The sequence below is a fragment of the Sphingomonas sp. GW821-FHT03E12 genome (assembly GCF_059420685.1).
Window position 1 is genome coordinate 992,840 of the sequence record NZ_JBWKUF010000001.1, and the last position, 13,494, is coordinate 1,006,333.

Annotated in this window: 13 protein-coding genes and 2 tRNA genes; 6 read left to right on the plus strand and 9 right to left on the minus strand. The window is 65.9% G+C overall.

Annotated features, from left to right (window positions below; all coding sequences use genetic code 11):
- Window positions 1-19 precede the first annotated feature (19 nt).
- The 3 genes from AC07TU_RS04885 to rlmB all read right to left on the minus strand — a co-directional run bounded on the left by AC07TU_RS04885 (window position 20) and on the right by rlmB (window position 2,867).
- A complete protein-coding gene (locus AC07TU_RS04885) occupies window positions 20-1,225 on the minus strand; it encodes a serine hydrolase domain-containing protein (RefSeq protein ID WP_495186771.1) in 1,206 nt (401 codons plus the stop codon).
- Window positions 1,226-1,328: 103 nt separating this feature from the next.
- Window positions 1,329-2,096 (minus strand): hypothetical protein, encoded by a 768-nt coding sequence (locus AC07TU_RS04890; protein WP_495186772.1) that lies wholly within the window; start codon window positions 2,094-2,096, stop codon window positions 1,329-1,331.
- Between the two features lie 12 nt (window positions 2,097-2,108).
- Window positions 2,109-2,867, minus strand: coding sequence for a 23S rRNA (guanosine(2251)-2'-O)-methyltransferase RlmB (gene rlmB, locus AC07TU_RS04895; RefSeq protein WP_495186773.1), 759 nt, complete (start codon window positions 2,865-2,867; stop codon window positions 2,109-2,111).
- A 94-nt stretch (window positions 2,868-2,961) separates the two neighbouring features.
- On the opposite strand from rlmB, the gene AC07TU_RS04900 reads away from it, so the two are divergent.
- Window positions 2,962-3,047: transfer RNA gene (locus AC07TU_RS04900), tRNA-Tyr, on the plus strand.
- A gap of 18 nt (window positions 3,048-3,065) precedes the next feature.
- Here the strand turns inward: AC07TU_RS04900 and AC07TU_RS04905 are convergent.
- The 5 genes from AC07TU_RS04905 to gluQRS all read right to left on the minus strand — a co-directional run bounded on the left by AC07TU_RS04905 (window position 3,066) and on the right by gluQRS (window position 5,265).
- Entirely contained in the window at window positions 3,066-3,290 is a 225-nt protein-coding gene (locus tag AC07TU_RS04905; protein ID WP_495186774.1) for a hypothetical protein, read from the minus strand.
- Window positions 3,291-3,345: 55 nt separating this feature from the next.
- Window positions 3,346-3,419 (minus strand) — tRNA-Gly (locus AC07TU_RS04910).
- A 69-nt stretch (window positions 3,420-3,488) separates the two neighbouring features.
- Complete coding sequence (locus AC07TU_RS04915) at window positions 3,489-4,058, minus strand: cob(I)yrinic acid a,c-diamide adenosyltransferase (RefSeq protein ID WP_495186775.1); 570 nt, start codon at window positions 4,056-4,058, stop codon at window positions 3,489-3,491.
- Window positions 4,059-4,181: 123 nt separating this feature from the next.
- A complete protein-coding gene (locus tag AC07TU_RS04920; RefSeq protein WP_495186776.1) occupies window positions 4,182-4,412 on the minus strand; it encodes a twin transmembrane helix small protein in 231 nt (76 codons plus the stop codon).
- Window positions 4,413-4,422: 10 nt separating this feature from the next.
- Window positions 4,423-5,265 carry a tRNA glutamyl-Q(34) synthetase GluQRS gene (gene gluQRS / locus AC07TU_RS04925; RefSeq protein ID WP_495186777.1) on the minus strand — a complete coding sequence of 281 codons (843 nt, stop codon included), beginning with the start codon at window positions 5,263-5,265 and terminating at the stop codon, window positions 4,423-4,425.
- A gap of 98 nt (window positions 5,266-5,363) precedes the next feature.
- Between gluQRS and AC07TU_RS04930 the strand changes: the two genes are divergently transcribed.
- The 4 genes from AC07TU_RS04930 to AC07TU_RS04945 all read left to right on the plus strand — a co-directional run bounded on the left by AC07TU_RS04930 (window position 5,364) and on the right by AC07TU_RS04945 (window position 11,962).
- Window positions 5,364-5,930 carry an HNH endonuclease gene (locus AC07TU_RS04930; protein ID WP_495186778.1) on the plus strand — a complete coding sequence of 189 codons (567 nt, stop codon included), beginning with the start codon at window positions 5,364-5,366 and terminating at the stop codon, window positions 5,928-5,930.
- 141 nt (window positions 5,931-6,071) lie between these two features.
- Window positions 6,072-7,658 (plus strand): serine hydrolase, encoded by a 1,587-nt coding sequence (locus AC07TU_RS04935; RefSeq protein ID WP_495186779.1) that lies wholly within the window; start codon window positions 6,072-6,074, stop codon window positions 7,656-7,658.
- Between the two features lie 62 nt (window positions 7,659-7,720).
- Window positions 7,721-9,778, plus strand: coding sequence for a S9 family peptidase (locus AC07TU_RS04940; RefSeq protein ID WP_495186780.1), 2,058 nt, complete (start codon window positions 7,721-7,723; stop codon window positions 9,776-9,778).
- Window positions 9,779-9,862: 84 nt separating this feature from the next.
- Complete coding sequence (locus tag AC07TU_RS04945) at window positions 9,863-11,962, plus strand: transglycosylase domain-containing protein (RefSeq protein ID WP_495186781.1); 2,100 nt, start codon at window positions 9,863-9,865, stop codon at window positions 11,960-11,962.
- Here AC07TU_RS04945 and AC07TU_RS04950 read toward each other — a convergent pair.
- Complete coding sequence (locus tag AC07TU_RS04950) at window positions 11,959-12,834, minus strand: bifunctional helix-turn-helix transcriptional regulator/GNAT family N-acetyltransferase (RefSeq protein ID WP_495186782.1); 876 nt, start codon at window positions 12,832-12,834, stop codon at window positions 11,959-11,961. The genes AC07TU_RS04945 and AC07TU_RS04950 overlap by 4 nt on opposite strands.
- A 108-nt stretch (window positions 12,835-12,942) precedes the next feature.
- Here AC07TU_RS04950 and AC07TU_RS04955 point away from each other — a divergent pair, with 108 nt between their 5' ends.
- On the plus strand, window positions 12,943-13,491 hold the full coding sequence (locus AC07TU_RS04955) for a hypothetical protein (RefSeq protein ID WP_495186783.1): 549 nt from the start codon (window positions 12,943-12,945) through the stop codon (window positions 13,489-13,491).
- Window positions 13,492-13,494 lie beyond the last annotated feature (3 nt).

Here is a 13,494-nt window from a genome sequence, read left to right on the forward strand (position 1 = left end):
CAACGCAACGAAGCTGCGATCACTTTCCGACGGGCATATCCGGAATGTACAGCGCGGCGATCTTGTCGGCGAACTTCTCGGGTCCCGCGCCCATCAGGTTCGTCAGAACGACAACCGTAAGGTCGTCGTTGGGGTAGATGAACACGGTTGCGCGTGCGCCGCCGGTGAGCGTGATCGGGGCATGCTCGGCGCGCCGGATCGATGGCCACCCCAGGCCATAGCCGTTGATCGTGGCATTCAGTCCGCGGATCGTTCCATCCGCCAGCACCTGCGGCTTCCAGAGCTGTTCCACGCTGTTCTTGTCGACCAGCTTCAACTTCTGAACCGCGATCGCCCATTTCGCCAGATCGGTGGAATTGGTCTGTATACCACCGGCGGGGAAGACATATTCCGAGAACGGTTCGTGACGCACGAACGGAACCTTGCTGCGTTCTACGCCGACGGTCTTCATATCTTCGACCCGCAGCGTCACATGGGTGTAGAGCTGGGCCGCGTGAGGCTGGACATTGGCGGCGCCGGCAAAGCCCGTCTGCTTCATGCCCACCGGGTTGAACTGTCGGGCGCGTACGAAGTCAGCGTAGGGCTTCCCCGTGAGCTTCTCGACGATCTTCCCGATCACGACATAGTTGGTCTGGGTGTATTCGAACTTCGTCCCGGGTGTGAACTTCAGGGGAAGTTCCTGCACCTTTGCCCAGGCGGCAGCGGGTTCGGCCCCATCGCGCCACCGCACATTGTCGTCGATGATCTCGGGCAAGCCGGACACATGGGTGAGAAGCTGGCGGACGGTAATGTTCTTCCAGGCTTCGGGAAGCCCGTCGAGATAGGTTGTGAACGGGGCATCGAGATCGAGTTTGCCGGCTTCGACCAACTGCATCGCCGCAACGCCTGCAACCGCCTTGCTGATAGAGTTGATGGGGAAGGTCGTCTGTTTGGTGACGGGCGTCGCCGTCTCGGCATTCGCCTGGCCATAAGCCCCGGTAAACACGATCTTGCCGCGCTGGACGATCGTCAGCTGGGCCCCGGGAATGCCGCGCGCCGCCATCTCGCTTTGAACCAGGCGCTCGATTGCGACGGCCTTGTCTTCCGCCTCGGCGGCGGCCTGCGGGCGCGCACTTGCGCTGCCACCAACGGCGCTCATGACCGCAATCGCGCCGATTGCGGCAGAAATTCTATTCAGCATTGTTCGGGTGATCCGCGGGTTAGGAAGTGTGACCGCGTATCGCATATCGACACATCGTTACGGGTGCAACTATTCGCAGGGAATGGCAGTAAAGGACGTATTCCTCGTTACTTGCCGCTATCCTGCCGCCGGTTTGCGCCGACCGGTCTCAGGGCAGCGGCGCGACCCTCACCACCGCCATCGGCGCATCCTTGCTGAGCGGAGTGGCCTTCCAGACCACGGTCTTGCGGCCGCCGGTACTTGTTGCGCCATCTTCATTGTTCTGGCTCACCAACTCGCCGTCGGTGACGAGGGTGAAGGTGCCGTCGAGCCTGGCCTTGCTGTCGTCGCCCTTGCCCTTGGCGGGCGAATCATTGTCGCCGAAGGCGGGCGCCTTGACGCGCACCTGATCGCGTCCGCGCATCTCGACGACCACGAAGGGAAAGATCACCTCGGCGTCGATATTGTAGGGCCACAGGAAATTGTGAGTGAGCTTGCCGCTGATCTGATAGTCGATCAGGAACACGCCCTTGCCCTTGTAGGTGACCGACCGATAGCCGGCCTCCTTGGTCAGCGCGTCGCCGATCGCCTTGAACTTGGCCTCCTTCTTGGCCTCGTCCTCGGCGGAATCGTCCTCGCCGCCCGGCTTGGCCTCGTTCCCGGCATCCTTGTCCTGCCAGGCCGCCGCGCGCAGCAGCGCGGTCGTGCTGGTGCCTTCCTTCTTGTCCTTGTCGTCGTCCTTGAACGCGTCGCCCATGCCCTTCGCCATCTCGCTGGCCAAGTCGACGGCGATCACCTCGCCCTGATAACTGAAGGTGAAGCTGCGATCGGCGAGCAAAGTGAGCGAAGAGGTGAACTTGCCCGGGCTGAACGCGCAGCCGACCAGCACCAGCGGCGCGACCAGCACCAGCGCGATGCCCCTGAATCGTTCAAACATCGCTTTCCCCTCTCAGCGCGAGACCGCGGCGTACAGCGCGATCGCGGCGGCGTTGGATACGTTCAGGCTCTCGACCCTAGGAGAGATCGGCAGCCGCGCAAGCTCGTCGCAATGCTGCGCAGTGTTGTGGCGCATGCCCTCGCCCTCGGCGCCGAGCACCAGCGCGGGGCGCGTGTCGCCCATCACTTCGGCGAGCGTCCCCTTGGCTTCGCCCGCCAGCCCGATCCGCCAGAAGCCCGCCTCGCCGATCTCGTCGAGCGCGCGGGCAAGATTGACCACGCGGACCCATGGCACGATCTCCAGCGCGCCGGATGCCGAGCGCGCCAGCGTCCCTGATTCGGGCGGCGTATGCCGATCGTGCGTGACGATCCCCAGCGCATCGAACGCCGCGGCCGAGCGCAGGATCGCGCCGACATTGTGCGGATCGGTGACATGGTCGAGCACCAGCAGCGGCCGCCGGTCGTCCGCGCCCGATTCGAGCAAGTCGCCCAGCCAGATTTCCTCGAGCGGGTCGACCTCGATGACGATCCCCTGGTGCGGCGCGTCGCCGGGGACCATCCGGGCGAGATCCGCTACGTCAGCATAGGTGATCGGCAGCACCGGCGGCAGCTCCAGCGCCGCCAGCGCCTCGCGCGTGCCCCAAACCTTCCGCACCGTCCGTTCCGGATTGGCCAGCGCCGCGGTGACGGCGTGGCGGCCCCAGAAACGGGGGCGGTTGCTGTTGCCCGAATTGCCCGATGGGCGATGCCCGCGACGTGGTCCCTTGCTCATCGCGAGACGCTAGGCGGCACAAATCTCCCGCGCAAGGCGTTGACAGGGGCGGCGCGCTTCGGCAATGGGCCGCACTCGCTTCGGCGTGCCGCATGGAAGGGTGGCCGAGTGGTTAAAGGCAGCAGACTGTAAATCTGCCCGCGTGAGCGTACACTGGTTCGAATCCAGTCCCTTCCACCATCTCCTCCGATCTGCGGATCAGCGTTCGGAGTCCTTCTCAGGGACATAGGTGATGCGCAGACGGCGCGAGCTGCCGATCAGCCAGTCCCACGCACGCTGATGAGCGATGTTGCGAATCCGCTTTTCACGCCGCCGGACAGAGCGTTCACGTTGCGCGCGGCGGCGCAGATTTCGGATGACGAACCACGCTGCAACAGCCAGCGGCACGCCAATCCAGCCATAGCTGAGGATCATATCGCGCATGGTTAACGCGTATACACCGTCCATGACGGTTTCGTAACGATCGGTGTCAGGGGGCTGGAGCGGGTAGCGGGAATCGAACCCGCGTATTCAGCTTGGAAGGCTGCTGCACTACCATTGTGCTATACCCGCGTTCCCGGCGGACCGGCCGGTTGCCACAGCCGCACGGTCGCGGTCAACCTTTTCGCGACGATAGGATGGTCAGCGGTTCGCGCCGGGCTTCCACAGAACGTCCCCGCCGCGGCCGAGATTCGCCTCCCGCGCGAGAACAAAAAGCAGGTCCGACAGGCGGTTGAGATAGGCCAGCGCCTGCGGGTTCAGCGAAACCTCGCGCGATGCCGCGACCGCGGTGCGCTCCGCCCGGCGCGTGATCGCGCGGGCAAGGTGGATCGCCGCCGCGCGCTCCGATCCGCCGGGCAGGATGAAGCTGCGCAGCGGTTCGAGCCTGGCATTGGCCTCGTCGATCGCTGCTTCGATCCGCGTTACCTGCGCCGCCACGATGCGCAGCGTCATCTCGCCGGGCGTGAAATCCTCGCCCGGCGTCGCCAGGTCGGCGCCCAGGTCGAACAGGTCGTTCTGCACGGTCTCGAGCAGATCGGCGGGATAGCCGCCGCCGATCGCCGCGATGGCTACACCGATCGCACTGTTCGCCTCGTCGACATCGCCGATCGCCGCCATGCGCGGATCGTGCTTGGCGACGCGCGATCCGTCGACAAGGCCGGTGGTGCCGTCGTCGCCGGTGCGGGTGTAGATCTTGTTGAGCTTGACCATGCGCCTTCGTCATCCCGGACTGGTTCCGGGATCCACGGAGCCGCAGACGATGCGGCCGGAGCCTCGGACGGGTCCGTTTGCCGCACGGAGGCCCCTGGCACAAGGCCGGGGTGACGCTTGCCCTTAGCTGTTGCTCGCCATGATCAGCAGCAGGGCAACGATCGCGATCGCGATGCCCTGGAACAGGATGCGCTGCTGCATCATCTTGTTCGACTTGAGCGCCGACGCGCTCGGGCCGTTGCCGCCCTTCAGATCCGCCTCGGTGACGCGCAGGAAGGTGATGATCCCGCGAACCAGCGCGACGACGGTCGCGATCATCGCCGCGATCAGGAGCAGGATGAGGAAAAGTTTCATGGATGTGACTTTAGGCCTTTGCGGCCGCGAATCCAATCGGGAGTTCGCCCCGGCGCAGCGTATCCGCCAGCGCCCGCCCGTCCTCTCCCGCCTCGCGGAGCGCGGCGAGGGTGGGTGCGCCGTGCCGCTTGGCGAGCCGCTCGCCATCCGCGCCGGTCAACAGCGCATGGTGGTGGTAACGCGGTACCGGCAGGCCGAGCAGCGCCTGTAGCAGCCGGTGGACATGGGTCGCGGCGAACAGGTCTTCGCCCCGGACGATATCGGTGACGCCCTGCGCCGCATCGTCGATCGTGACCGCGAGGTGATAGGAGGCGGGCGCATCCTTGCGGGCGAGCACGACATCGCCATGGGACAAGGGGTCGGCATCGACTATGCCGCGTCCCGAATCCTCGAACGTCAGCGGGCCGGCGATCGAGGCGACCGCCTTTGCCATATCGATCCGCCAGCAATGCGGCCGCGACAGACCGGGCGCCGCCAGCCCGCGGCAGGTGCCGGGGTAGATGGCCCCCTCCGGCCCGTGCGGGGCGCTCGCGCTCGCCGCGATATCGGCGCGGGTGCAGAAACAGGGATAGAGCAGCCCTGCCGTTCTAAGCCGGTCCAGCGCCGTTTCGTACAGCTTCAGCCGCCGCGACTGGAATACGACTTCCCCGTCCCAGTCGAGCCCCAGCCATTCGAGATCGCGCAGGATCGTCTCGACATGCTCGGGCCGGCTGCGTGTGCCGTCGATATCCTCGATCCGCAGCAGGAAGCCGCCATTGTGCTCCCGCGCAAAGTCGTGCGCGCGGATCGCCGAGAAAGCGTGGCCCAAATGCAACCGTCCGGTGGGACTTGGCGCGAAACGCGTGACAATCATGAACGCGGCCCTTGACCGCGAGTCGCGGCATATGTTGTCATGACGGCGTAACGCTTCGTGGCGAGAGGCGGAAAGGCGTAACGGGCACGAGGGGGACCATGTACCATCCCGATCTGATCCGCCATCCCGACGGGTGTCCCGCCCTTGTGCTGAATGCCGATTATACCCCGCTCTCCTATTATCCGCTGAGCGTGTGGCCATGGCAGACGGCGATCAAGGCGGTGTTCCTCGATCGCGTCGATATCGTCAGCCATTACGAGCGTGAGGTGCGCAGCCCCTCCGCAGCGATCAAGCTGCCTTCGGTGATCGCGCTCAAGCAATATGTGAAGCCGTCGCAATTCCCGGCCTTCACCCGTTTCAACCTGTTCCTGCGCGACAAGTTCGAATGCCAATATTGCGGCACCCAGCGCGATCTGACCTTCGATCATGTCATCCCGCGCGCGCAGGGCGGGCGAACGACCTGGGAGAATGTCGCGACCGCCTGTGCGCCGTGCAACCTGCGCAAGGGCGGGCGCACGCCGCGGCAGGCGGCGATGCCGCTGCACGTCGCGCCGATCCGGCCGACCAGCTGGCAACTGCAGGAACATGGCCGGCGCTTCCCGCCCAACCATCTGCACGAGACCTGGCACGACTGGCTCTACTGGGATGTCGAGCTCGAAGCCTGAGCGCTCCTCTCCCGTCACCCCGGACTTGTTCCGGGGGCCGCCTGTCGGCAAGATCAGCCATTAAGGCTCTCGTGCTGTGCTCGGGGGAGCCGCAGACCCCGGTACAAGGCCGGGGTGACGGCTGGTTTCTGGAGGGGTTCAATGAGTGGTTTGACGATCGACCGGCGCAGCGCGCTGGTGCTTGGGCTGGGCGGTGTTGCCGGGCTGGCACTGCCCGCCTGGGCGCAGACACCGGCCGGGCTGGACACTGCGGTCGACGCGATCGTCGCCAATTTCATGAAAGCGTTCGAGACCCCCGGCATCGCCGTTGCGGTGGTGCGCAAGGGGCAGGCGCCCTGGCTCAAGGGCTATGGCGTGCGGACGATGGGCAAGCCCGACCCGGTCGATGCCCACACCCGCTTCGGCATCGCGTCGAACTCCAAGGCGTTCACCGGCGCCGCGCTGGCGATGCTGGTCGAGGAGAAGAAGATCGGCTGGGACGAACCGCTGGTCAAATACTTGCCCGAGTTCAAAATGGCCGATCCAGCGGTGACGGGGATGTTCACCGTGCGCGACCTGCTGGTTCACCGGTCCGGGCTGCCGCTGGGGGCAGGCGATCTCATGTATTTCCCGCAGTCGAGTGCGGATACCGCGCAGGTCATGCGCGCGCTCCAGTTCCTGCGTCCGGCGCGCGGCTTCCGCGCCGGCTATGATTACGACAACATCCTCTACATCGTTGCGGGCGTGCTGATCGAGCGGATGTCGGGCCTGTCGTGGCGCGACTTCATCGCGACGCGCATCCTCCAGCCGCTTGGCATGGCCGATGCGGTACCCTCGCGTGAGCTGCTCCGCACGGCCAATGTCGCAGGAAGGCACGCGCGGCTCGGACCGCCGGCGCGCGGCATCGGGCCGATGAAGGTGATCCAGCCCGACGAAGGACCGCTCATCGATGCCGCGGGCGGGATCAATGCCAGCGTCGCGGACGTCGCCAAATGGCTTGAGGTGCAGCTGGCGCTGGGTGCGCTGCCGGACGGCAAGCGACTGTGGACCGCGGAGTCGGCGGCGGAAATGTGGAAGCCGCAGGTAATCGTCTCGTCGAGCGACGGCGGGATCGACATCAATCCGGCGCGCCCCGTCATGTCGGGCTATGCGCTCGGCTGGTTTGTGCAGGACTATCGCGGCCGCCGGCTGGTCAGTCATTCGGGCGGGCTGTCGGGGCAGGTGACCCAGACCGCGATGATCCCCTCGGCCGGGATCGGCGTCGTGGTGCTCAGCAATACCGAAGACAGCGTCTCGGGCGGGATCCGCAACGCGATCCTCGATCATCTGCTTGGCGCCCCGGCCTATGATTGGGTGGCGAGCTATGTCGTGCGCAACAAGCAGGCGCAGGACAGTGCGGTCGCGGGGCTGGCTGCGGGCGAGGCCAAGCCGCCGGAGGGCGCGCCGAGCCTGCCGCTGGCCGCCTATGCCGGGCGCTATCGCGATGTCTGGTACGGCGACATTGTCGTTACCGCGAAGGGTAAGGGGCTGAGCATCCAGTTCGTGCCGACCCCCGTGTTCAAGAGCGCGCTGGAGCCGTGGGGGACCGATACGTTCCGCACGCGTTTCCCCGTCGGGGCGGGCGAAGACGCGGTGGTCAGCTTCGCGGTCACCGACGGCAAGGTCACCGGCGTCAAGATGAAGGCGCTCTCACCGCTCGCCGACTTCAGCTATGATTTCCACCATCTCGACTTCGTGCCGGTTCGATAGGCGTGTTATTGCATTAACACACTGGCGGGTTTAGTCTCGCCGGATCAACGGAGGGATCATCGATGAAACGACTTGCCATTGCGTTGTTGTCCGGTGCCGTACTGATGAGTGCAGGAGCCGCCGTCGCCACGCCGCCGCAGGGGCGCGCGGGCACGCTCATTCCCCGCGCGAAGATCTTCGGCAATCCCAGCCGCGCCGGCGGGCAGATCAGCCCGGATGGCAAGCATGTCAGCTGGCTTGCGCCGGTGGGTGGCGTGATGAACGTGTGGGTGGCGCCGATCGGAAATCTCGGCGCCGCCAAGGCGGTGACCAAGGAGAGCAAGCGCGGGCTCCAGGCCTATTTCTGGGCCCCTGACGGCGCACACATCATCTATCTGCAGGACAGCGGCGGGAACGAGAATTTCCGCGTCCACTCGGTCGAGATCGCGACGCTCAAGGATACCGCGCTGACCAAGGCGGGCGACAAGGTCCGCGCGCAGATCCAGGGGGTGAGCAAGGAACGCCCCGATGTCGTGCTGATCGGTCTCAACGACCGCAATCCGCAATTCTTCGATCTTTACGAGGTCAACTACAAGACCGGTGCGAGCAAGCTGGTGATGCAGAACCCCGGCTATGGCGGGTTCGTCACCGACAACCAGCTGAAGCCGCGCTTTGCCTTCCAGCAGGTGCCGGGCGGCGGGAGCAAATATTTCCGGCTCGGCGCGGATGGCAAATGGGCCGAGGCGTTCGCCATCGCGAACGAGGATTTCTTCACCACCAATCCCGTCGGTTTCAACAAGGACGGCAGCGTCCTCTACTGGGCGGACAGCCGCGGCCGCGACAAGGCGGCGCTGGTCAAGATGGACGTCGCCAGCCTCAGGAGCGAGGTGATCGCGGCGAGTGACAAGGCGGATATCGCCGGGCTGCTCACCGATCCCGAGACCTATGAGCCGATCGCCTATTCGGTGAACTATCTGAGGAACGAATGGACCCCGCTCAATGCGCAGGCGAAGGCGGATCTTGCGTTCCTGAAGTCGAAGCTGCCGGGCGAGGTCGCGATCACGTCGGCGACCGATGACGGGTCGAAGCTGATCGTTGCGGCGAGCGCGGCCGAAAGGCCGGCGACCGCCTATATCTACGACCGCAAGGCGAAGACGCTGACCAAGCTCTACGAGACGCGGCCTGATCTCTCCGCCTACAAGCTGCAGCCGATGTGGCCGGTCGAGATTCCGACCGGCGACGGCAAGACGCTGGTCAGCTACCTGACGCTCCCCGCCGGGGCCGATGCCAATGGGGATGGCAAGCCGGACAAGCCGGTGCCGCTGGTGCTCAACGTCCATGGCGGCCCCTGGGCGCGCGACAGCTACGGCTATAACAGCGCCCACCAATGGCTCGCCGACCGCGGCTATGCGGTGCTGTCGGTCAATTATCGTGGCTCGACCGGCTTCGGTAAGGGCTTCATCAACGCCGCGATCGGCGAATGGTCGGGCAAGATGCACCAGGACCTGCTCGACGCGGTCGATTGGGCGGTGAAGGGTGGCGTCACGACCAAGGACAAGGTCGCGATCTTCGGTGGTTCCTATGGCGGCTATGCGACGCTGGTGGGCCTCACCTTCACCCCCGACAGCTTCGCCTGCGGCGTCGATATCGTCGGTCCGTCGAACCTCAAGACGCTGATGGAGAGCTTCCCGGCCTATTGGCGCCCGATCCTCGAAGGTACCTTCTACAAGCATATCGGCGATCCTGGTAAGCCCGAGGACCTCAAGCGGATGATGGCGCAGTCGCCGATCAGCCGGGTGGATGCGATCAACAAGCCGCTGCTGATCGGGCAGGGCGGCAACGATCCGCGCGTGGTGAAGGCGGAAAGCGACCAGATCGTCGCGGCGATGAAGGCCAAGAACCTGCCCGTCACCTACATCAACTATCCCGATGAAGGGCATGGCTTCGTCCGGCCCGAGAATCGGCTGAGCTTCTTCGGCGTCACCGAAGGTTTCCTCGCCAAGTGCCTGGGTGGCAAGGCGCAGCCGATCGGCGGCGACTTTGCCGGATCGAGCCTTCAGGTGCTCGAAGGCGCGGCCTATGTGCCGGGCGTCGCCGAAGCCGCGCCCAAGGTCGCGGCCGAAGCGCCGGCGGCCAAGTGATGCAAATGCCCGCTGCCTTGCCCGGTGCGGGGCGGCGGGTGCTTGTACCTGCTGTCGTGGCGGGGTAAAACAGTGGCCGGTTCCATGCGCTACGACACACTTTATCCCGAGGTCGCGGATCCCCGCGCGCCCGCGGTACCGCCCTCCGATCCCTTTGACGGCCTGAGCGGCGGCGGCGACGTTCCGCCGCCCGGCCCGCGGCTTCCGCTCCGCCGGCGTCCCTGGTGGCGCTGGACGATGCGCGGGCTCGCCGCCTTCATCGTGCTGTTCGTCATCACGATCGGCTGGCTGGTCTTCACCGCGCCGCTCTCGAAATCGCTCGAGCCGCCGGTGCCGCCGTCAATCACCTTGCTCTCGGCCGAGGGAACGCCGATCGCCAAGACCGGCGCCGAGGTCGGAAAGCCGGTCGATGCGACCAAATTGCCCGCCCATGTCGTCGATGCCTTCATCGCGGTTGAGGACCGGCGCTTCCGCAGCCATTGGGGCATCGATCCCCGCGGTATCACGCGCGCCTTCGTCAACAACGTCTTCACGAGCAAGAGCTCGCAGGGCGGCAGCACGATCACCCAGCAGCTCGCCAAGAACGCGTTCCTGAACTCCAGGCGCACCTTCGGCCGCAAGTTCCAGGAGGTGCTGATCGCCTTCTGGCTCGAAGCCTGGCTGACCAAGGACGAGATCCTCTCGCGCTATCTCTCCAACGTCTATTTCGGCGACAACCAATATGGCCTCGACGCTGCGGCACGCCATTATTTCAGCCGCCCGGCGACCCAGCTGACTACCGGACAGGCTGCGATGCTCGCAGGCCTGGTCAAGGCGCCCTCGCGCCTCGCACCGTCGGGCAATCTCAAGGCTGCGCAGGAGCGGCAGGCGGTGGTGGTCGGCACGATGGTCGATGCCGGATTGCTGACAGCGGCGGAGGCGAAGACGGTTGCGCCCGCACGGCTGCGGCTCGCGCGGAGCAAGGCGTTGCCGAGCGGCACCTATTTCACCGATTGGGTACTGCCTGAGGCACGCGATCAGGCGGGCGAACTGGGGGCGGTGCGCGAGGTGACGACCACGCTCGAAACCCGGATGCAGCGCGCCGCCGAGCGTGCGGTGCGCAATGCGGGCCTGCGCCAGTCGCAGATAGCGATCGTCGCAATGCGCCCCGACGGCCGCGTCATCGCGATGGTCGGCGGCAAGAATTACGGCGAATCCCCCTTCAACCGCGCGACCCAGGCGCGGCGTCAGCCGGGCTCAACCTTCAAGCTGTTTGTCTATCTCGCTGCGCTGCGCAGCGGAATGACGCCCGATTCCACCGTGCTCGATGAACCGGTGACGATCGGTGAGTGGCAACCGAAGAACAGCGACGGCCGCTACCGGGGCGAGATCACCCTGCGTCAGGCCTTCGCGCGGTCAAGCAACGTCGCGGCGGCACGCCTGATCAAGGATGTGGGCCCCAAGGCGGTGATCCGTGCGGCGCGCGACCTCGGCATTTCGACTCCGATCCCGGAGGAGGCTTCGATCGCGCTCGGTACCTCGACCGTGTCGCTGCTTGAACTCACTGCTGCCTATGCCGCGATCGCCAATGGCGAGGCGCCGGTGCGTCCGCGCGGCCTGTCCGCAACCGACGAACCGGGCTGGCTCGACCGTTTCACCGGATCGCAGCGTCCGATCGGAAGCCGGGAGCTGGCGGGGATGCGCGAGCTGCTCGGCGCATCGGTGAACGAGGGTACCGGCCGCGGCGCTGCGCTGTCGGTCGAAACCTTCGGCAAGACCGGTACGACGCAGGATAATCGCGACGCATTGTTCGTCGGCTATGCCGATGGGATCGTCACTGCCGTCTGGATGGGCAATGACGACAACACCCCCAATCCCGGCCTTGCCGGCGGCGGCGCACCCGCGCGGGTGTGGCGCGACTTCATGGCGCAGGCGCTGGGTGTCGCGGTTCAGGCAAGGCCGGAGCCGGTGGTCGAGAATCTCTCCGACGTCATCGACGATGTTGGAGAGAATGTTATCGACGAGCCGATCGAGATCGAGGGCAGCTTTGGCGGCCAGTCGGTCGGTGTGCGCGTCAACCGCGACGGCAGCCTCGAGATGACCCGGCCCGGGCGCGATCCGGCGGAAGAACAGCAGCTGGATCCGCCGCCGCCGCCTGAACGCGACCGGCGCCGGCGTGAGCCCATACCCGGCGAGGGTCTCTAGAGCCGCTTCTCGAAGAAGATCTCGGCATAGGGATTGTCATTGTAGCGCTCGATCTCGGTCCAGCCCGCGGTTCGGTAGAAGCGTTCGGCTTCGGGTAGCGCGCGGTTGGTGTCGAGCCGAAGGGTATGGATCTGGAGCGCGCGGGCGATGTCCTCGGCGGCGGCCATCAGCCGCTGGGCGAGGCCCAGTCCGCGCGCGCCGCGATCGACCCAGAGCCGTTTGATCTCCGCGCAGCCTTCTCCCTCACCTTTCAGGGCCACGCAGCCGACCGGCAGCCCGTCCGACGTGGCGACGAGAAATGCACCGCGCGGGCGGATCATGTCCTTCGCATCCGGGTCGCACGATCGCGACACTTCGAACCCGGCGGGAAAGCGCGCATTGAGCTCGGCATAGTAGCGCGTCAGGCAATGGTGCGCCGCTTCGTCCGCAGGATCCACTTCATCGATCGCAATCAGATCGCGGCCAAAGGCGGCCGCGATCAGGTCCATCGCGTCGAGCAGGGCATCGCGGTTCGATGCGCGGTCGAGGAACGATGCCGCACGGGTGTCGGACAGCGCTTCATAGGCGTGGAACTCATTCATTCCGGCCGTGGTCAGAGCTGCGACCCGGCGCCGCGCATCGTCCGGATGCGGTGTCGTCCGGATCAGGCCTTCGTCCTCCAGTCCACGCAGCAAGCGGCTCATCAGCCCCGAATCGAGATCGAGATAGGTGCGCAGTTCAGCGACATCGGTGCGGCCCGATCCGATTGCGTTGATCACGCGCGCCGAGCCCAATGGGCGCCCGCGGCCGAGAAACGACGTGTCGAGCGCGCCGACCTCACGGGTGACGGCACGTGCAAAGCGGCGGAAGCGGCTCACCGGGTCTATGATCATTTATCTGACTTAGGTCAGATAATCGATGCGGGTCAAGCGAGCAGATACGGGCTGGCAGCGTCCACGACGTTATGCGAAGGAACGCGTGCCAGAGCGGGAGTAGCGTAGATGACTGCCATTGCGATGATCGCGTCGATGCTTCTGGCCGTAGCGCCCCCGGCGCAGGATGAGGCGGCAGCCCTCCGGGCCGGAACCGTGGCGATCGAACCCGTTGCCGATGAAGCCGTCCCCGCTTCGGCCCGGCAGGTGTTCGCCGATGCGGTGGAACGGGCATTGTCGGATGCACGCTTCATCGCGCTGCCAGCGACCAGCCGCAGCCGCTACATCGCACGGGTCAAGGTGACGCGCACTGCGCGCGGCGCGGTGACATCCAAGGGGAAAGAGCCCGGTCCGGCCGCTGCGGTCGGCAATTGGGGCGCGGCGATCGGGGTCACCATGCCCTCGAACAAGCAGCAGTTGCGCGGCCTGATCGTCACCGAGCTGGATGTGGAACTGGTCCTGCGCGACGGGATGAAGCCGGTCTGGCGTGGCCGCGCGCTGACCGCCCAGGCGGAAGGGACGCGCGCCGATGCGCCGGCGACGCTGGCACCGAAGCTCGCCAGCGCAGCGGTTCGCGGCTTTCCGGCCGAGCAGCCCGAGCCGGTCTCGATCCCTTAAGGG

Coding starts and splice junctions, on each gene's coding strand:
- AC07TU_RS04885 (WP_495186771.1), bottom strand. CDS start 1,225: ATGCGATACGCGGTCACACTTCCTAACCCGCGGATCACCCGAACAATG.
- AC07TU_RS04890 (WP_495186772.1), bottom strand. CDS start 2,096: ATGTTTGAACGATTCAGGGGCATCGCGCTGGTGCTGGTCGCGCCGCTG.
- rlmB (WP_495186773.1), bottom strand. CDS start 2,867: ATGAGCAAGGGACCACGTCGCGGGCATCGCCCATCGGGCAATTCGGGC.
- AC07TU_RS04905 (WP_495186774.1), bottom strand. CDS start 3,290: ATGCGCGATATGATCCTCAGCTATGGCTGGATTGGCGTGCCGCTGGCT.
- AC07TU_RS04915 (WP_495186775.1), bottom strand. CDS start 4,058: ATGGTCAAGCTCAACAAGATCTACACCCGCACCGGCGACGACGGCACC.
- AC07TU_RS04920 (WP_495186776.1), bottom strand. CDS start 4,412: ATGAAACTTTTCCTCATCCTGCTCCTGATCGCGGCGATGATCGCGACC.
- gluQRS (WP_495186777.1), bottom strand. CDS start 5,265: ATGATTGTCACGCGTTTCGCGCCAAGTCCCACCGGACGGTTGCATTTG.
- AC07TU_RS04930 (WP_495186778.1), top strand. CDS start 5,364: ATGTACCATCCCGATCTGATCCGCCATCCCGACGGGTGTCCCGCCCTT.
- AC07TU_RS04935 (WP_495186779.1), top strand. CDS start 6,072: ATGAGTGGTTTGACGATCGACCGGCGCAGCGCGCTGGTGCTTGGGCTG.
- AC07TU_RS04940 (WP_495186780.1), top strand. CDS start 7,721: ATGAAACGACTTGCCATTGCGTTGTTGTCCGGTGCCGTACTGATGAGT.
- AC07TU_RS04945 (WP_495186781.1), top strand. CDS start 9,863: ATGCGCTACGACACACTTTATCCCGAGGTCGCGGATCCCCGCGCGCCC.
- AC07TU_RS04950 (WP_495186782.1), bottom strand. CDS start 12,834: ATGATCATAGACCCGGTGAGCCGCTTCCGCCGCTTTGCACGTGCCGTC.
- AC07TU_RS04955 (WP_495186783.1), top strand. CDS start 12,943: ATGACTGCCATTGCGATGATCGCGTCGATGCTTCTGGCCGTAGCGCCC.